At 61.0% G+C, this 18278-nt stretch carries 24 protein-coding genes and 1 pseudogene; all 25 read left to right on the top strand.

Features of this window, described 5'->3' with window-relative positions; all coding sequences use genetic code 11:
• On the top strand, positions 1-448 hold a 448-nt coding region (locus tag LD28_RS0110820; RefSeq protein ID WP_033136979.1), incomplete at its 5' end, for a terminase TerL endonuclease subunit.
• Complete coding sequence (locus tag LD28_RS0110825) at positions 442-627, top strand: hypothetical protein (protein WP_033136980.1); 186 nt, start codon at positions 442-444, stop codon at positions 625-627. The genes LD28_RS0110820 and LD28_RS0110825, both read left to right, overlap by 7 nt.
• A complete protein-coding gene (locus LD28_RS0110830) occupies positions 627-1874 on the top strand; it encodes a phage portal protein (protein ID WP_033136981.1) in 1248 nt (415 codons plus the stop codon). The genes LD28_RS0110825 and LD28_RS0110830 overlap by 1 nt, the downstream gene beginning before the upstream one ends.
• Positions 1862-2800, top strand: coding sequence for a S49 family peptidase (locus LD28_RS0110835; RefSeq protein WP_033136982.1), 939 nt, complete (start codon positions 1862-1864; stop codon positions 2798-2800). The genes LD28_RS0110830 and LD28_RS0110835 overlap by 13 nt, the downstream gene beginning before the upstream one ends.
• A 67-nt stretch (positions 2801-2867) precedes the next feature.
• Entirely contained in the window at positions 2868-4145 is a 1278-nt protein-coding gene (locus tag LD28_RS0110840; RefSeq protein WP_033136983.1) for a phage major capsid protein, read from the top strand.
• A 59-nt stretch (positions 4146-4204) separates the two neighbouring features.
• Positions 4205-4672, top strand: coding sequence for a hypothetical protein (locus tag LD28_RS0110845; protein WP_033136984.1), 468 nt, complete (start codon positions 4205-4207; stop codon positions 4670-4672).
• 2 nt (positions 4673-4674) lie between these two features.
• Entirely contained in the window at positions 4675-4995 is a 321-nt protein-coding gene (locus LD28_RS0110850) for a head-tail connector protein (protein ID WP_033136985.1), read from the top strand.
• The gene (locus LD28_RS0110855) at positions 4992-5357 is read left to right on the top strand and encodes a head-tail adaptor protein (protein WP_050514303.1); all 366 of its coding nucleotides are present in this window, start codon (positions 4992-4994) and stop codon (positions 5355-5357) included. The genes LD28_RS0110850 and LD28_RS0110855 overlap by 4 nt, the downstream gene beginning before the upstream one ends.
• A 12-nt stretch (positions 5358-5369) precedes the next feature.
• On the top strand, positions 5370-5891 hold the full coding sequence (locus LD28_RS0110860; protein WP_033136986.1) for a hypothetical protein: 522 nt from the start codon (positions 5370-5372) through the stop codon (positions 5889-5891).
• The gene (locus LD28_RS0110865) at positions 5888-6571 is read left to right on the top strand and encodes a phage tail terminator protein (protein WP_193354302.1); all 684 of its coding nucleotides are present in this window, start codon (positions 5888-5890) and stop codon (positions 6569-6571) included. The genes LD28_RS0110860 and LD28_RS0110865 overlap by 4 nt, the downstream gene beginning before the upstream one ends.
• A gap of 2 nt (positions 6572-6573) precedes the next feature.
• Positions 6574-6798: a DUF2635 domain-containing protein gene (locus LD28_RS0110870; RefSeq protein WP_033136987.1), complete on the top strand. Its 225-nt coding sequence runs from the start codon at positions 6574-6576 to the stop codon at positions 6796-6798.
• Positions 6798-8297, top strand: a complete 1500-nt coding sequence (locus tag LD28_RS0110875) for a phage tail sheath subtilisin-like domain-containing protein (protein WP_033136988.1) — start codon at positions 6798-6800, stop codon at positions 8295-8297. Before LD28_RS0110870 ends, LD28_RS0110875 begins: the two co-directional genes overlap by 1 nt.
• On the top strand, positions 8298-8654 hold the full coding sequence (locus tag LD28_RS0110880) for a phage tail tube protein (protein WP_033136989.1): 357 nt from the start codon (positions 8298-8300) through the stop codon (positions 8652-8654). It begins immediately after the preceding gene.
• Entirely contained in the window at positions 8651-8926 is a 276-nt protein-coding gene (locus LD28_RS0110885) for a phage tail assembly protein (protein ID WP_033136990.1), read from the top strand. The genes LD28_RS0110880 and LD28_RS0110885 overlap by 4 nt, the downstream gene beginning before the upstream one ends.
• Before the next feature lie 149 nt (positions 8927-9075).
• Complete coding sequence (locus tag LD28_RS0110890; protein ID WP_033136991.1) at positions 9076-10935, top strand: phage tail tape measure protein; 1860 nt, start codon at positions 9076-9078, stop codon at positions 10933-10935.
• A 2-nt stretch (positions 10936-10937) separates the two neighbouring features.
• Positions 10938-12221 carry a DNA circularization protein gene (locus LD28_RS0110895; RefSeq protein WP_033136992.1) on the top strand — a complete coding sequence of 428 codons (1284 nt, stop codon included), beginning with the start codon at positions 10938-10940 and terminating at the stop codon, positions 12219-12221.
• Complete coding sequence (locus LD28_RS0110900) at positions 12218-13285, top strand: phage baseplate assembly protein (RefSeq protein WP_033136993.1); 1068 nt, start codon at positions 12218-12220, stop codon at positions 13283-13285. The genes LD28_RS0110895 and LD28_RS0110900 overlap by 4 nt, the downstream gene beginning before the upstream one ends.
• Positions 13285-13737, top strand: a complete 453-nt coding sequence (locus tag LD28_RS0110905; RefSeq protein WP_081959508.1) for a phage baseplate assembly protein V — start codon at positions 13285-13287, stop codon at positions 13735-13737. The genes LD28_RS0110900 and LD28_RS0110905 overlap by 1 nt, the downstream gene beginning before the upstream one ends.
• Positions 13738-13804: 67 nt before the next feature.
• Positions 13805-14215 carry a phage GP46 family protein gene (locus tag LD28_RS0110910; RefSeq protein ID WP_033136994.1) on the top strand — a complete coding sequence of 137 codons (411 nt, stop codon included), beginning with the start codon at positions 13805-13807 and terminating at the stop codon, positions 14213-14215.
• The gene (locus LD28_RS0110915; RefSeq protein WP_033136995.1) at positions 14208-15263 is read left to right on the top strand and encodes a baseplate J/gp47 family protein; all 1056 of its coding nucleotides are present in this window, start codon (positions 14208-14210) and stop codon (positions 15261-15263) included. The genes LD28_RS0110910 and LD28_RS0110915 overlap by 8 nt, the downstream gene beginning before the upstream one ends.
• On the top strand, positions 15254-15907 hold the full coding sequence (locus LD28_RS0110920; protein ID WP_050514304.1) for a YmfQ family protein: 654 nt from the start codon (positions 15254-15256) through the stop codon (positions 15905-15907). Before LD28_RS0110915 ends, LD28_RS0110920 begins: the two co-directional genes overlap by 10 nt.
• Complete coding sequence (locus LD28_RS22990) at positions 15907-17466, top strand: phage head spike fiber domain-containing protein (RefSeq protein WP_033136996.1); 1560 nt, start codon at positions 15907-15909, stop codon at positions 17464-17466. The genes LD28_RS0110920 and LD28_RS22990 overlap by 1 nt, the downstream gene beginning before the upstream one ends.
• A complete protein-coding gene (locus tag LD28_RS22275; protein ID WP_156120188.1) occupies positions 17463-17699 on the top strand; it encodes a hypothetical protein in 237 nt (78 codons plus the stop codon). The genes LD28_RS22990 and LD28_RS22275 overlap by 4 nt, the downstream gene beginning before the upstream one ends.
• On the top strand, positions 17686-17991 hold the full coding sequence (locus LD28_RS0110930; RefSeq protein WP_033136997.1) for a hypothetical protein: 306 nt from the start codon (positions 17686-17688) through the stop codon (positions 17989-17991). Before LD28_RS22275 ends, LD28_RS0110930 begins: the two co-directional genes overlap by 14 nt.
• Before the next feature lie 23 nt (positions 17992-18014).
• Positions 18015-18278 (top strand): annotated as a pseudogene (locus LD28_RS22280) (hypothetical protein); the annotation flags it as partial.

Raw genomic sequence — 18278 nt, forward strand, 5'->3', positions numbered from 1 at the left:
CGAGCTCAGCACCACAGAAGGTGCTGAGATCGACTATCGCGAAATCCTGGCCGTAGCCAAAGAGGCCGCAGCCAGTGGCAACGTGCTGGAAGTCCCGCTCGACCCGGCAGGCGCAACCGCGCTGGCTCACGATCTGGCAGATGAGGGATTGACCCCCATCTCCATCACCCAGAACTACACCAACATGAGCGACCCGATGCGAGAGCTGGAGGCCGCCATTCAGTCCGGCCGTTTCCATCACGATGGAAACAGCCTGATGACCTGGTGTATCGGCAACGTGATCGGCAAGAACCTGCCCGGTAACGATGATGTGGTGCGCCCGGTCAAGGAGTCTGCCGATCAGAAAATTGACGGCGCTGTCGCGCTCATGATGGCCATCGGCCGCGCCATGGTCGCGGGCCGCGGCAATACCAAATCCATTTACGAAACCACGGACGTCCTATGCTGATGAACATCGTCGCCTTTCTGGTGGGCCTGCTTGGTGCCGCCGCGCTGACCTATGGCGCCTGGCTCTGGTCTGCCCCGCTCGGTTGGGTGGTCGGTGGCCTGCTGGCGCTGGGCTGGTCTGCCTGGTTGAGCCGCGCCATCGCCTGGCACCAGTACAACAAACAGCGAGGGGGTGACTGATGTTCTTCCCATTCCTGTTTGAGCGCAGGGGTGGCGGCGGCAACTTCAGTCAGTGGATCTCGAGCGTAGGGGCGCGGCGCAGCAAGGCTGGCATCATGGTCACGCCGGAATCTGCGCTGGCGCAGGGCACTGTCCGCGCCTGCGTCACCCTGCTGGCAGAATCCATTGCGCAGCTGCCGTGCGAGCTCTACCAGCGCAGCGACGACAGTCGCACCCGGGCGACCGACCACCCTCTGTACGACATTATCCACGCCTGCCCCAACCAGAAAGACACCAGCTTCGAATTCAACGAGCAGCGCATGGGCCACCTCGGCCTGCGCGGCAACAGCTACAGCCTGATCGAGCGCAGTGGTAACGGCTACATCAGCGAGCTGATCCCGGTCAACCCGGACAAGATGATGGTGCTCAAGGGGCCTGACGGGCTGCCTTACTACCAGCTGCTGGATGGCAGCAACCAGATCCTGCCGATGCGTATGGTGCACCACGTCAAGGCCTTCAGTCTGGATGGCTACCTCGGCGTCTCGCCGATCCAGAGCAACCCGGATGCAATCGGGCTGGCCATGGCGGTGGACGAGCATGCCGGTTCGGTATTTGCCAACGGCACCACCTTGTCAGGAACAATCGAAACTTCCGGGAAGCCATTCACGACCCAGGATTCATTGGAGCAGTTCAAGGCGAAGTTTGTTGATACCTATGCAGGTGCTCGAAATTCATTTGGGGTAGCCATCCTGCAGGAGGGCATGCAGTACAAACAGATGTCGATGAACAACGAGCAGGCGCAACTGCTCGAGTCGCGCAAGTATGGCGCCATCGAAATCTGCCGTCTCTACAAGGTCCCGCCGCACATGATCGGCGAGCTGGATCGGGCAACCAACAACAACATCGAGCATCAGGGGCTGCAGTTCGTCATCTACACCCTGCTGCCGTGGGTCAAGCGCATCGAGGCCGCCATGATGCGCGACCTGCTGCTGCCGAGTGAGCGCAAAGACCTCTATATCGAGTTCAACCTCTCCGGCCTGCTGCGGGCAGACCAGAAGTCCCGTTACGAGTCATACGCCCTCGGTCGCCAGTGGGGCTGGCTCAGCGTCAACGATATCCGCCGGTTGGAAAACCTGCCCCCGATCCCGGGTGGTGATATCTACCTGACCCCGCTCAACATGGTCTCTACTGGCAAGCTGCCGCAAGGCATCAGCCAGGCGACCCCGGAACAAATCACGGAAATTGAGGCCATCCTATGCCGAAGCTGATGATCAACTACCCGCACCTGGCCAGCCAGGTGTTCGGGTGTCCGCTCTACGTCACCCAGGAGGTGCTGGCAGGGGTCAAGAGCCTGCTGATGCCCCGCATGCTGGGCAGCCAGATCGAGGTGATGGCCGCCGATGACCTGCCGGATGGGCTGGAGCCAAAACAGCTCGAGGCCCGCAGCGAATCGCAGTACCGCATTGAAGGGCTGGCGGTGATCCCGCTGCACGGCATTCTGGTGGCGCGGCGCGGTCAAATCGATAACGCCTGCACCGAGCTGACCAGCTACGAGTGGGCGCGGGCGCAGATCGCCACGGCACTCGCCGATGAGCGGGTCAAAGAGATAGTGCTCGACATCAACTCCGGTGGCGGCCATGCGGTCGGCTGCAAGGAGCTGGCCGAATACATCTATTCCAAGCGCAGCGTCAAGCCGATCACCGCGCTGGTCAACTTCTCTGCCTACTCGGCGGCCTACTTCATCGCCTCCGCCTGCAGCAAGGTGGTGGTCAGTGAAACCGGCGGCTGCGGCTCCATTGGCGTCATCATGGAGCACATGGAGGTGAGCAAGTGGGAGGAGGAGGTAGGGCTCAAGTTCACCACCTTCTACCGCGGTGACCGCAAAAAGGACGGCACCCCCCATGAGCCACTCAGCGATGGCGCTATGGCGGCAATCAACCACCGCATGGATCAGGCCTACGACCTGTTTATCAGCTCGGTGGCCCGCTATCGCGGCCTGTCAGTCGAACAGGTGAAAACCACCGAGGCCACCCTCTACAGCGGGGCCGAAGCGGTCAGCAACGGGCTGGCCGATGAGCTGGCCAACCCGCAGGATTATCTCAACGGCCTGGCCGCCAGCGTGGCCAAGTCGGCAAAACCGGCGCAAAGCATCGGCATGCGGGCCCGCGCCATCGAATTACAGAACCAGTTCTAGCCCAGCGGCGGAACCGATCCAACAAGCCCCGAAAGGGGCTTTTTTTATGTCCAAAGGAAACCAATCGATGAAGACTATCGAAGCCCTCCGCCGCGAGCGTGGCGAACTGACCGCCGAAGTGAAGAAGCTGGCAGATATTGAAGCCAGCGGTACTGAACTCACCGCCGAGCAGCTCCAGCAATTTACCGAGCTGGAAACCAAGATCGGCGACATCAGCGCCAAGATCGCCCGCATGGAGAGCGCCGAGCGCCTGATGGCCCAGCAGGCTGCCCCCGTCACCGCCAGCCAGTCCCCTGCTGTACATGTGAAGCAGGAAGTGAAGCAGTATGCCGGTTCCGGCTTTGCCCGTATGGCGATGGCTGTAGCCGCCGGCAAGGGTGATCTGCAGCTGGCCGAGCAGTTCGCCGCCAAAGAGATCGGCGATCAGCAGGTTGCCATGGCCATCAGCACCGCCGCCGGTTCCGGTGGCGCCCTGATCCCCGAGAATCTGCACTCCGAAGTGATCGAGCTGCTGCGTCCCAAGACCATTGTGCGCAAGCTGGGCGCCCGCGTACTGCCGCTGCCCAATGGCAACCTCTCTCTGCCACGCATGAGTGGCGGCGCGACATCCAGCTACGTGGGCGAGGGCTCTGATGCCAACAGCAGCGCCAGCCAGTTCAACGATGTGAAGCTGTCCGCAAAAACCCTGATCACCCTGGTGCCCATCAGCAACCAGCTGATCGGCTGCTCCGGCTACAACGTCGAGCAGCTGGTGCTGAGCGACATGATCGCCGCCATGGCAGTGCGCGAGGATAAAGCCTTCCTGCGCGATGACGGCACTGGCAATACCCCGACCGGCTTCAAGAAGGTCGCGACCGATGCGGGCCGCACCGTCGAGTGGGCCGGTACCGCCGACATGCAGACCATCGACGCTTACCTCGACAAGCTCATCCTCAAGCTGATGAGCTCCGACAGCCTGATGGTCAACCCGGGCTGGGGTATGAGCCCGCGCACTTGGATGAAGCTGTTCGGCCTGCGCGATGGCAACGGCAACAAGGTCTATCCGGAGATGGCGCAAGGTCTGCTCAAGGGGTACCCAATTGCGCACACCAACACCATCCCGGCCAACCTCGGCACCGGTACCAACGAGTCTGAGATCTACTTCGCCGACTGGAACGACGTGGTGATCGGCGAGCAGGACAACATGACCATCGACTTCTCCACCGAAGCCACCTACAAGGACACCAACGGCGATCTGGTCAGCGCCTTCTCCCGCAACCAGTCGCTGATCCGCCTGGTCGGCAACCACGATGTGGGCTTCCGTCATCCGGAAGGTCTGGCGCTGGGTACCAAGGTTACCTGGTAAGGCCGCAGCAGGGCGCCGCACAGGCGCCCTTTCTCATCCCCTTGTAACAAGGAGCCGACATGGCCAAGCCACTGAAAGGCCGTCGCGCAGGGCAGACACCTGCCACTGACGCGGATAACGAGCAGCAGAGCGGCGAACTGCCGCAGGAGCCGACCAGCAATGCAACTGACACCACCCAACCCGATGCCGATGCAGGCACTGGGCAAGATCCCCACGCCGGAACTGGCGAAGACGATGAATCAGATCCTGACCACCACGCAGCAGATCAAGCGCCAGGCGATGCATCCGGAGCTGGCCCCGCGGCGCTGACCGGTGATCAGGCCACCGGAGCCACTGACGCCGATCATGAGCAGTATGGCGGCGGAGATGAGCCTGCATCTATCCCTGATGAGCGTGTACTGGTGCGCTTCACCGGCCCATGGAAGAACTACAGCCGCGACGATATCACCCGCCTGTCACCGGCTGAAGCCGAGCTGGTGATCAAGAAAACACTGGCACAGGTCGAGCCGGAACAAGCCGAGGAGTAGTTATGCCGTGGATCACGCTGGAAGAGGTGAAGCACCAGTGCCGCCTCGAAGAGGATGACGCCAGCCAGGATCTGCTGCTTAACCTCTACATCGGGGCCGCCCGCCGGGCTATCGAGCAGCACACCGATCGAGAGCTGCTCGATGCGCCTCTGGCTGAGATGACGGATCGCCATCTGGTGATCGGCGATGACATCAAGGCCGCGGGCCTGCTGATGGTGGCGCACTGGTTCAACAACCGCGAGGCGGTCTCCGACTTCGAGAAAGTCGAGGTTCCCTTTGCCTTTCGCTACCTGATTGGCCCCTACACCAGGATGCCAATATGAAGATCAGACAGTCATCTGTCGTTAACTCGATGCGCCCGCCCAGTGCAGGCGAGCTCAAGCACCGCCTGCAGATCCGGCGCGTTACCGAGGTACCCGACGAGGACTTTTCCACCAGGCAGGAGTACCACGACCAGCTCAACGTATGGGGAAAGCTGATGCCTGTCACCGGCGGCATCTATCAGGCCGGGGTGCAGATTGACGAGAAGGTGACGCACAAATGCCTGATCCGCTGGCGCCAGCTCACCTGTGACCACCAGATGGTACACAAGGGGGCCGTCTATCGGGTGAAGCGCTGCGAGCCGCTCAACGGCGAAACCGTCTGGGCGCTGGTTGAACTGGAGCAGCTGGATCTTCCGACATAACGAGAGGTCGCCATGTCGTTTGAGAACTCCAATTCAGGCATCTACCTCCACGTTGATTTTCCTGACGCGCAGGAGATCCGCTTCAACAAGGCCCGCGTCAGGCGGGCATTTGTCGATATCGGCCGCACCCTTCTGCGCGACAACCGGCGGGCAGTGGCGCGGCGGGCCATATCAGGAGCCGGGCAGGCCCCTGGCTACCAGTCCGGCGATCTGGCCAAGTCAATCGGCTACTTCGTGCCAAGGGCGACCGCCAACCGCCCAGGCTTTATGGTCAAGGTCAGCCACAACAAGGGCGAAGGGGCATCTAAAGATATTCCGAGCGACGGCTTTTACCCTGCATACCTCTTTTACGGGGTCAGGCGTGGCGCCAAGCGGGTCAAGAGCCATCGTAAAGGGGCCAGCGGCGGCTCGCCGTGGCGCATCGCCCCCCGCCAGAACTACTTTGCCAAAACCCTCAAATACCGCAGCTACGAAATCCAGCGAACCCTGTTCACTGCGCTGCGCTCCTCGGTCAGGCCGGAGAAACTGACATGAAGATAAGCCCGCTGATTGCGGCCATTCGCCAGCGCTGCCCCATGTTTGGCGGCAGGGTCGCCGGTGCGTCCGAGTTCAAGCCTCTGGCCGAGAACAACAAGCTGGCCCTGCCCGCCGCCTATGTCCTCCCCCTCGATGACAATGCAGAAGAGAATCGCAGCCAGACCGACTACTGGCAGAAGATCACCGACGCCTTTGCTGTAGTGGTGGTGGTCAACAACACCCAGGACGCCCGCGGGCAAGCCTCGGTTGATGTGATAGAGGAGGCGCGAGAGGCGCTCTGGAAGGCCCTGAATGGCTGGTCGCCGGACGAGAAGAAGTACGACGGCATTACCTATCAGGGTGGCAACCTGCTCGATATGAATCGGGCGCACCTCTACTACCAGCTTGAATTCTCGGCCGAGTTCGAGATCGGCCCGGAAGATACCCGCCAATGGACAGAGCTGGAGGCACTCCCCGAGTTTGAGGGGCTATGTGGCCACGGCGACCAGTGGGGTATCGACTATATCAGCCCGGGGCTGGGCCCGGATGTGGTGCCGCCAGAGTGGCGCATCATCGAGCATCAGTTCAACCTCCCGGTCAACACCGTATTCGTCAGCGATTACAGCAACATGCTCAAGTTGGCTCACGCCATGAATGACGCCAGCCCGCTCGGATTCGCCCCAACCCCACAGGAATAACCATGTTCGTCAAACCCAATGACGGTCGATCGGTCCCCGATCCTGACCGTGGCGACCGGCTGCCCGCTGAAGGGCGCGAGGTGATCGCCAATCAGTATTGGTATCGCCGCCAGCTTGATGGCGATGTCGTCATCGAACCTCCGGTTGAGCAAGAACCGGCAGCAGAGCAAGAGCCAACAGCCGAGGCAGCGCCTCAGGTCACGGTCAGCAAGAAGGGAGCAAAATAATGCCCGTCAGCTTCAATAATGTTCCCGCCGATCTGCGGGTGCCGCTGTTCTATGCGGAGATGGACAACTCGGCAGCCAATAGCGCCAGCGAAACCCTGCGGGCGCTGGTGCTGGGCCATGGCCTGGCTGCTGTCACCACCGGCAAGAACCAGCTGCAGCAGATCACCAACCCTGCCCAGGCGGCAGGTATGGTCGGTGCCGGCAGTCAGCTGGCCGCCATGGTGGCCGCCTATCGCAATGTCGATTCGTTCGGCGAACTGTGGCTGATCGATGTACCCGAGCCCAGCGCAGGCACCGCCGCGACCGCCACCATCACGGTGACCGGTACCGCTATCTCTGCCGGGGTGGTCTCGCTCTACATCGCGGGCAAACGGGTGCAGGCCGGGGTATCCGCCTCTGCCGCCGCCACTGCGGTGGCATCCAGCATCAAGGCCGCCATCGATGCCGATACCAGTCTGCCGGTGACCGCCTCCGTCTCGGCTGGCGTGGTGACCCTCACCGCGAAATGGAAGGGGTTGACCGGCAACGACATCAACCTCGCGCTCAACTATCGCGGCGTGATGGGTGGGGAATCCCTGCCGAACGGCATCAACGTAGCGCTGCCTGCCCAGTCATGCCTTAGCGGTGGCGCCGGATCTCCCGATCTGACCGCCGCCATTGCCGCCATGGGTGATGAGCCGTTCGACTTTATCGCCACCCCCTGGCACGACAGCGGCTCGCTGGATGTGCTGGAGGCGGAGATGAACGACGCCACCGGCCGCTGGTCTTGGCTGCGTCAAATCTACGGCCATCTCTACAGCGCCAAGCGCGGCACGCTCTCTGAACTCTCAACCTTCGGCAAGGCCCGCAACGGCCAGCACATCACCACGATCGGCGTCGAGCCGCTGACGGCTGCCTCGCCTTACGAAGTGGCGGCTGCCAGCTGCGCCCGCAATGCGGTGTTTATCCGCATCGACCCGGCACGGCCGACCCAGACCGGCGAACTGAACGGCCTGCTGCCGGCACCGACCGGCAAGCGCTTCACCATTTCCGAGCGGCAGGTACTGCTGACCAGTGGCATCGCCACCCAGACGGCCAGCTCTGGCGTGATGATGGTCGAACGGGCGATCACCATGTACCAGCGCAACAAGTACGGCGCGGCAGACAACTCCTATCTCGACAGCGAGACCCTGCACACATCCGCCTACGTGATCCGCCGTCTGCGCACTCTGGTGACCAGTAAATATGGCCGCCACAAGCTGGCCAATGACGGCACCCGCTTCGGCGAGGGTCAGGCCATCGTCACCCCGGCGGTGATCAAGGGCGAGCTCAACGGCGAATACCGCATCATGGAGCGCCTCGGCATCGTCGAGAACAGCGAGCTGTTCGCCAAGTACTTGATCGTAGAGCGAGATGGCGACTCTGGTCGGGTCAACGTGCTGTTCCCGCCCGACTACGTCAACGGCCTGCGCGTCTTTGCGCTGCTTAACCAGTTCCGTCTGCAATATCAGGAGGCATAAATGGGCCGCATCTCAGGTACTTGTTATTTCAAGGTTGATGGCGAGCAACTGTCAGTTACCGGGGGCATGGAGATCCCCCTTAACACCAACGTCAAGGAGTCCATCGTGGGCCTCGATGGCAGCGTTGATTACAAGGAGACTCACCGAGCGCCCTATATCAAGGCGTCGTTCAAGATCCCGAAGAGTTTTCCGCTCAAAAAAATCACCACAAGCGATGACATGACCATCACCGCCGAACTGGCGAATGGTCAGGTGTATGTGCTGAAAGGCGCCTGGCTCGAGGGTGAGGCCAACCACAACCCAGAAGACGGCACCGCCGACATGCAATTCAACGGAAAAGAAGGGTTCCATCAATGAACCATAAAGTCATCACGCTATCCGCCCCGATCCAGGCGCACGGCGAGTCACTCGCCAAGCTGGAGCTTAAAAAGCCCACTGGCGAACAGGTTTGCCGCCTCGGCCTGCCCTATACCATGACCCCCGAAGGGGAGGTCAGCATCAACATGAAAAAGGTGAAGGGCTACCTGATCGAGCTGTGCGCCATTCCGGCCAGCGCGGTTGAACAGATTGAGCCTGCCGACCTCAACAATGCTGCCTGGGATGTCGCCGGTTTTTTCCTGAAGGGGTAACCGAGCGCGACATTCTCGACCGCTACTTCGATATGGCGCGGTGGTGGAAGGCGGGCGATCCCATCGCCTTCCTTCACCACGACTTTGACGCGCTGGCCTTGATGGAGCGCCAGTGTGAACGGCTGGCAAAAGCAGAGTCCGGGTGATTTATGGCCAATGAATTTCAACTGAAAGCCCTGATCACCGGTGTGGACAAGCTCTCTCCGGCGCTCAAGGGTATCCGCAAAAACATCAAGGTCTGGCAGCGCGACCTCAAGAGCGCCGGTGAAGGTGCGCCCGCCATCGGTGCGGGTCTGGCCGCCGCAGTGGGTGGCAGCCTGGCCGCCTTTGCCCAGTCAGAGAATGCCGCCACCGGCCTCAAGGTCGCAATGATGGATGCCGGTGGTTCGGTCGGCCCCGAATTCAAGAAGATCAACGATCTGGCGGTCGGCCTTGGCAACAAGCTGCCGGGCACCACCGCCGACTTTCAGGACATGATGACCATGCTGCAGCGGCAGGGTCTGAGTGCCGAGACCGTGCTGGGCGGGGTGGGTGAGGCCACTGCCTATCTGGCCGTGCAGCTTGGCAAGGCGCCCGCCGCCGCCGCCGAGTTCGCCGCCAAGATGCAGGACGCCACCGGTACCGCCTCCAAAGACATGATGAGTCTGTTCGATACCATCCAGAAAGCCTTCTACATGGGGGTGGATGACACCAACATGCTCAGCTTCTTCAGCAAGACCAGTTCGGTGCTGAAGATGATCGACAAGGACGGCCTCAAGGCATCCCAGTCGCTGGCGCCGCTGGCGATCATGATGGACCAGATGGGGATGGCGGGGGAGTCATCAGGTAACGCGATCCGCAAGGTGCTGCAAGCCGGATTCGACAGCAAGAAGATCAGCGCCGCCAACCGCCTGATGAGCCGCAAGGGGATCAAGCTCGATTTCACCGACGGCAAGGGCGAATTTGGCGGGCTGGATAACCTGTTTTCCCAACTTCACAAGTTGCAATCTCTCACGAGCCAGCAGCGCACCACCATCATCAAGCAGATTTTCGGCGATGACGCGGAAACCCTGCAGGTGGTCAACGCCCTGATCGACAAGGGGCGCTCTGGTTATGACGAGATCCAGCAGAAGATGGCGCGGCAGGCCAGCCTGCAACAGCGGGTTGGCGCCCAGCTCGGCACCCTGAAAAACCTGTGGGATGCCATGACGGGTACCGCCGTGAACGGCTTGGCCGCCATTGGTGGCGCCTTTCAGGGGGAGGCGAAAGACACGGTCACCTGGCTTGGTGATATGGCAGCGAAGTTCAGCGAGTTTGCCGCCGCCAACCCCGAGGTGATCCGCGGGGTGGTCGGGGTGGCTGCCGGGTTCGCTGCGCTCAAGCTGGTGCTCTATGCCTGCGGCGTCGCGGCGACATTCTTTGGCAACGCCCTTACAGCAACTCCGCTTGGCTTGATCCTGCGTGGTGTCGCCATGGCGGCCGGTCTGATTATCGCCAACTGGGGCACCATTGGCCCCTGGTTCCAGCGTACATGGGCCAGCATCGTCGGCTTTTTCAGTGACGCATGGGATGGCATCAAGGCGGTCAGCCTCGACGCCTGGGAGCTGATCAAGTCGGCATTTTTCAACTTCTCACCACTGGGCATCCTGATTAAGAACTGGGATCCCATCGTCGGGTACTTCCGCGCCCTGTGGGCGCAGATCAAACCCTACATCGATCCGTTGATGAACGGGGCCAAATGGGCGAGTGAAACCGCCAGCTCATTGGCTTCTGGCGCCAAAGGCGCGTTCGGCAGCGCGGTTGACACCGTGGGCAGCTGGTTCGGTGGCTCGCCACTTGGCAAGCACTCGCCGCTGTCCGCCTCATCTCCTGCTGCTGGCGCCAATGCCGGTGGCGGTCGCGTGGCGGGCGAGATGGTGGTGCGCTTTGAAGATGCCCCGCAGAACATGCGCGTCGATGAGGGCAAGGCCTCTCCTGGCTGGTCCATGTTGCCCGATGTCGGGTATTCACGTTATGCAACGAAGGGGTAGCGATGAGCTGGACAGATCGCCTGCAGGCCGCCTCGTTTCGCGGGGTGGCATTCAAGGTTGACGGCGATGACCTGCAGATCGGTCGTCGCACCGTGATCCATGAGTATCCCGGTCGTGATACCCCCAGCGTCGAGGATATGGGGCGCGAGACCCGGGAATACGCCATCACAGCTTACCTGATCGGGCCCGACTTTATCGCCGAGCGGGATCGGCTGATTGCAGCGCTCGAGCAGGTGGGCCCCGGTGAGCTGGTGAGCCCCTGGTACGGGCGGATGAACGTGGTGGTGATGGGCAAGCAGCGCATCAGCCACAGCAAGAAAGATGGGCGCATGTGTGTCGTCAGCTTCACCTTTGTGGAGTCTGGCGAGGATGAGTGGCCAACCGCCACCCCGCTCGGATCATCGCTGTTGGCGGGTCGCTCAACCAGCCTGCTCGACCGGGCGCAGAGCGCCTTCGCCAGCGCCTTTGGTCTTGATGGCCTGCCGGAGTGGATGTCGATGGCCACCGTCGAGCACGCATCAGCCCTGCTGGGGGATGTGGCCGATATGCTCGGCAGTGCTGACGGCAAGATGTCTGCCGCCATGCGGCTGATACAGGGGGATATCGGTGTGCTGATGCAGCCCCCCTCTACCGCCTGGATCTTCTCGCGGCGCCTCGCCGATGTGCTGGATGCCAGCAAGAGCTCCAGCAGTACGGCCCGCGCCCTGCTGTCGCTGTCAAACCGCACCGCCACCGCCTCGCAGACCCCGTCAGCCAGGCCGGTTGGTGTGTGGCCATCGGCCGCGCAGGACAAGCAGCAGGCCGATCGGCTGACCAACAGCGTATCCGAGCTGGTGAGGGTCAACCTGATCGCCAGCAGCGCCCAGGCGGTTGCCTTGATGCCGCCGCCGAGCCAACCAACCACCACCCCGGCACGGGCCCCCGCGCTCGATAGCGTAGTGGTTACCCCACCCGCCGAGGAGATAGATACCCCGACCCATGATGAGCTGGAGGAGACCCGCCAGACCATCATTGCGGCGATCGACAAGGAGAGCGAGCGTACCACCGATGACGGCGTCTATCAGGCGTTGCGGGATCTGCGCCGCGAACTGGTCAGCACCCTGCGCCAGCAGCAACAGCATGCCTCAAAACTGGTGACGCGCACCCCGAGCGACACGGTACCGGCGTTGGTGCTGGCGGCGGAGTGGTATGACGATGCCAGTCGAGCGGATGAGCTGATCGCCAAAAACAACATTTCTCACCCGGGCTTTGTGCCCCCCGACCCCCTGCGGACACTGGCATCATGAGCGACGAGTATCACCTGCGGATCAATGGCAATGCCTGGTATGGCTGGATGGCCATGCGGATCAGCGCAGGTATCGACCGGCTGGCTCGCGATTTCGAGGTGCAAGTCACCAGGCGGGCCAGCGAAAAGGGCGAGCTGCTTGATGCGGTATCCACCGGGATTAAGCAGGGCGACAGGGTGGAGGTGCTGATCGGCCGCGATCTGGTGCTCACCGGCTACGTTGATGCGAAGCCGGTCAGTTATGACGCCCGCAGCATCACCCGCTCCATTCGTGGGCGATCCCGCACCGGCGACCTGATCGACAGCGCCGCCACGGTGCGCCAGTTCCGGGGGCAGACCCCGCAGCAAATTGCCGCTGCGCTCTGCCAGCCGTTCGGGGTATCAGTGTTCGGTGCGGCCGGACAATCCCCCATCTCCGATTTCTCGGTGGACTGGGGGGAGGCGGTTGCCGAGGTCATCGACAGAATGATGCAGCAGCAACGCTTGCTGGCCTATGACGATGCAAACGGTGATCTGCACTTCGGCGCGGTCGGTGCGCTGCGCGCCACCACGCCGCTGGTCTATGGCAAAAACATACTCAGCTGCAGCGCCCCGCAAGATCAGAGCGACTGCCACTCGGAATACCGGGTTGCAGGCCAGCGAGCGGGTACCGATGACGACTTCGGTGAATCCAGCTCGACTAAGGTCAGCCACAAGGTCGGCGGCCAGGTTGGTCGCTACCGCCCGCTGCTGATCAAGCAGACCGGACAGGCCAGCGTTGCCAGCTGCCGCGCCATGTGTGAGTTCGAGGCCCGCCGCCGTGAGGCCAAGGCGCGAGAGGCGACCTATACGGTACGCGGTTGGCGGCAGGAGTCCGGTGCACTGTGGTTGCCAAACATGGTTGTTCCTGTGTTCGACCCCCATAACGACTTTGCCGGTGACGAACTGGTGATCGCCGAAGTGGAGTACAGCCGCACCGATCGCGGCACCATCGCGACCCTGCGCGTCGGCCCTGCCGATGCCTATCTGCCTGATGTGCCGGATCCCAAGCCAGCCCGCAAGAGCAAGGATGAGGACGTTTTCTAATGCGTGAACTGAAAAACGCTATCCGCAACCTGCTATCACGCGGCGTGATCAGGCTGGTCAACTCGGCTGCAAAGTGCCAGCTGGTGCAGATCGAGATGCTTGGCGGTGAGCTTAAGGATGATGTCGAGCATCTCGAGCCCTATGGTTTCACCTCCTGTCCCCATGACGGGGCCGAACATGTCGCCGTCTTCCCGGATGGTGACAAGTCCCACGGTGTGGTGCTGGTTGTGGCCGATCGGCGCTACCGGCTGAAGGGGCTAGCGGCGGGGGAGGTGGCGCTCTACACCGATGAGGGTGACCGTATTGTGCTGCGCAGGGGGCGCCGCATCGAGGTGAAAACCCTGACCCTTGAGGTTGAGGCCAAGACCAAGGCTCGCTTCGATACCCCGCTGCTGGAGTGTACCGGCGAGATCCGCGACAAGACCGGCACCATGCAGAAGATGCGCGACTAATTCAACGACCACGAACACCCCGGCGGCACCCCGACCGGCAAGCCAAAAAACCGGATGGAGTAACCCCATGCTGATCTCTGTCAACGGCGTCCTCACCGACTCCGGCGACCTGCTGCACCCGCTGCACAGGGCGGTGTTTATCAGCCTCTTCACCTGGCGCCGCGCTGGCGCCTCCGACGATAGCGATCGCCCGTACGGATGGTGGGGAGACAGCTACCCGACCGTGGCCGGTGACCGGATCGGCAGCCGCCTCTATCTGCTTCGGCGTGAGAAGAACCTGCCAGAGGTGCGCGAGCGGGCCCGCGACTACGCCCTCGAGGCGCTGGCCTGGCTGAAAGATGACAAGCTGGTCACCCGCATCGATGCCGAGTGCCGCCGCCGCGAGATTGACGGCGCCGAACTGATCGTGACGCTCACCGTCGATGGATCTGACCAGCAAATTACCATCCCCGACATTCTGGAGGCCGTCAATGTCTAGCTACTCCCTGCGCCCAACCCTGCGCGAGATTATCCAGCGGGTGCGAGCCGATGTGACGGCAGAGCTGGATGACCCGCTGCGCCGATCGGATGCCGAGGTTTACGCCCGCGCCTATGCGGGCGCCGTGCACGGGGTGAACGGCCATATCGAATACCTCGAGCGCAACCTGCTGCCGGATCTCTGTGATGAGCAGTGGCTGCTGCGCCATGCAGGCATGAAGAAGTGCCCCCGCAAAGAGGCGCAACCCGCTGCCGGCTGGCTGCGGATCGCCGGTGTCAGCGATGGCATCACTGTTCCGGCCGGTGCGGTGGCCGTTTATCAGGGCAGCACCCCGCTCCAGTATGTCGCCACCGAGGCGGCAACCTCATCCGGCGGCGTGCTGCGCCTTCCTATCACCTGCTCCGAGACCGGCTATCACACCAATCTGGATGATGGCGAGGGGCTGATCCTCTCCGAGCCAGTGCCAGGGCTCTCATCCTCCGGGGTGGCTGACAGCGTTCAGGGCGGTACCGACCTTGAGCGCATTGATGACTGGCGAGCAAGGGTGATTGACCGCTGGTTCTTCACCCCGCAGGGTGGGGCTGATACCGATTACCAGGTGTGGGCCGAAGAGGTGCCAGGGGTAACCCGAGCCTGGTGCTATCGCCACTGGATGGGGCCTGGCACGGTCGGGGTGTTTCTGGTTGATGACAACTCCGAGGCGATGGTGCCATCAGCGGCAATCATCGCCGCCGCCCGCCAGCATATCGAGCCCAAGGCGCCTGTTGCCGCCGCCGAGCTCTATCTGCTCGGCATCAACCTGAAAACCGTGGCTCACCGCATCAAGGTTACCCCGGACACTCCGGCCGTCCGCTCTGCCGTCACCGCTGCCCTGCGCGAGTTCTACCGCCGCGAGGGTGGTCCTGAGCAGGCCATAGCGCCGTCTCGCCTGTCTGAGGCTATCAGCGCCGCCAACGGCGAATACAAGCACCAACTGCTTTCCCCTGCGGCTGAATTTACCACCGCCAGGGGCGAGATAGTCGCGCTGGGGAGCACAACATGGGATTGACCGCCGCCGATTACGCCGACCAACTGCAGAAGCTGCTCCCCTATGGCCCGGCATGGGAGGGGGATCACCCCCTGCTCACCGCTGGCGCCGCCGAGCTGGCACGCACCGCCGAGCGGGTCGATGCGCTGGCGCAAGAAGAGATCGACCCGCTGCGCACTACGGTGCTGCTGACACGCTATGAGGGGATCTGCGGGCTGCCAGATGAGTGCGAGGTACCAGGCACCGCCACCATCAGGGAGCGCCAGCAGCGTCTCGATGCCAAGATCAACTCGCTTGGCGGCATCAATGCCGAATATTACCTGCAGCTGCTAGCCTCGCTCGGCTATCAGGATGCCACCATCTCCAACTACCACGGCGCCGTGTTCTGCGCCGGCAGCCGGGTTGGCGCCCCTATCTACGGCCCTGAGTGGCGCTATGTGTGGCAGGTAAATCTGCCGCGCATGAACGTTGACTACATGCGGGCTGGCTCGGTGGTCGGCAGTTCGCTCTGCGTCTGGGGGGATGCCGTCATGCAGTGCATCATCGGCAAGAAGGCGCCCTCTCACACCATTCTGAATTTCGTCTATACCACCGACCACGACAACATGATCCGCCTCGCTGATGCGATGCGAGCTGCATGCTGTCTGGGATTTGGAGATACCTGATGGCAGTAACCGATAAAGACCCCACCGAAGCGATCATGCTCGTAGAGCAGACGGTAAACACCTTTAATCAGATTGTCGTGGGGCAAGAGGGGCAGATGATTCCCGTCCCTGGCTACCCTGACCAGCCGACGCTGGCAGAACGAGTCAAACAGAACCTCAAGCCGAGCACCAATGCTGCAGCGAGTTACGCCGCACAGGCATCAGCCAGCGCCAAGGCAGCGGATGATGCCGCCAAACTTGCATCACAGATCTCCGGGCTTGACACTGTAGCGGATGCCATCGGCCTCGCGGCACTGCCGCTGCCGGATGTGTGGATTCCGTTCACCGATTTGCTGCGCATGTTTGCAGGCTATGGCCGAGAGGTTAAAGTCGGTGATGATGTAATCGCTCGCTATGTGAATTTTGAACGCACCACTAACGCCTGGTACTTTGACAAGATGGGTAATCTCCGTCTTGCCGCAGTCAACGAACCTCGTTTTGAGTCCGAAGGACTTCTTATTGAAGGTCAAAGCACGAATATTTTCAGGTGGGATGCCACTCGAATTCCCGCAGATGGTGGTTCTCAAACATCAGTAACGTCATCAAAATATACAGGGATAACAGCAAAGAAGATCACAGGTGGTTCTAATGCATTGGTATTCGGTGCATCTCGAGAGCAAATAAAAAATTCTACAATATACACGGCCACGGCAATCATTGATTTAGATAACAGCAATATTCCACTAAAGCGCTTGCGACTCCAATTTGCGTGGAGTGCCAACTGGCTTAATCGTCAAGTGAACGTTGATATAGATGGAAATATTCTGTCAACAACAGCAGATACGACCGGAACAGCAAAGAGGATAGGAAACCTCCTGATCGTTACGGCAACCACTATATCGTCAGTAGATGCCAGCACAAGCGGCGGCGGGTCACTAGATCTGTTCTATTTGAATGAGCAAGGTGGCGCTCAGGTTCCACAGGCAGACTGGTCTCTCTGTGTTGTAGGTTTTCAATTGGAGGAGGCTCCCGGGGCTAGTTCATTCATCCTAACAAGTAACGCCGCGGCCACGAGAGCTGCCGATTTCCCATACATCCCTCGCTCGGGTAATGACAATTATTTTGGCCAACTTACTGTCGCCGCAGAAATCCATCTGAATGCTGCAATGGTATCGGGAAACGTAACCGATGCTCGGCGTGGAATTCTGTCAGGCTACCCATCTAGCGCAGCGTATGAGGTGTTAATGGTTGATCCGTTAAACAGTCGTCTGGCATGGGCTTACGGCAATGCATCATTCAGCGGTGGGGCCAACCAGCCTGCGCTGAATGATCAAAAAATGCACACGATAGTGGCCCAGACAGATATTGTTCAAAACCGATGTTACACAGACGGGGTTGAAGGTTCGGTAAAACAACCAGCGACTCCGGTTTTCGGTGCTGACAACGGAACAAGTAAAGACCGCTGGCACATCGGTTATGGTGCAGGAGGGTCTATGGTTCGTCACCTATGGGGGCACATTAGAAACCTTCGCATATGGCATCGGGCGTTGACAGACTCACAAATCAAGGCGATCCGGTGACTCGGCACTACTGCACGGGGCTTGGCCCCGTCTCTCATGGAACTAATACCTGTTGCCAGCAGCACGACCGCGATTATGGCGCCAAAGGAACGGTCTCCCGCTCTGAGGCTGACCGCAGCCTGCGCCAGTGCATGATCACCAATGGCAAGCCGCTGCTTGCCTGGCTGTTCTGGCTCGTGTGCCGTGCGTTCGGCTGGTATTTCTGGAAGGATAAAACCCATGGAATTTATTGATCTCTATCTCAAGGCTGGCAGCAAGTCGGCCATGACCGCCGCCCTAAAGGCCGCAGGGTTCACGCAAGACAGCGAGAGCGGAACCTTGTATCGCCAGGGCTCTGACATCAGCGTGATTGGCACCATTTACCAGCCGACAGGTGAAACCACGATGGTTGATGGTGAGTCAGTGCCAGTGATGGCTGCCGTGCCAGGCTATCACGTCAATGTGCGAACCACCTCGCCAGAGTTGGCGGCCGCCATCGATGCGCTGCGCACCTACCCAGAAACCCCCGTCCGCAAGTGGGCATAGCTTAAAAACATTGGGAGCAATCCATGCACCGTATTGATACCCCATCACGCCAGAAAGATAAATTCGGCGCCGGAAAAGACGGATTCACCGGTGGCAATCCGCAGACTGGAACACAAGCCACTCAGGTAAGCGCAGATATCCTGGATGCCTTGCAGGAGGAGATCTGCGCAGTAATTGAAGATCCTGATAGCGGGATGAATTTAGATAAAAGCAAAAACAACCAGCTTGTTACAGCAATAAAAAAAATAATCCGCTCTGCAGGTATGGCGGCGAGTGAATCGCTGCGC

The organism is Aeromonas finlandensis, from assembly GCF_000764645.1.
Lineage (GTDB): Bacteria > Pseudomonadota > Gammaproteobacteria > Enterobacterales > Aeromonadaceae > Aeromonas > Aeromonas finlandensis.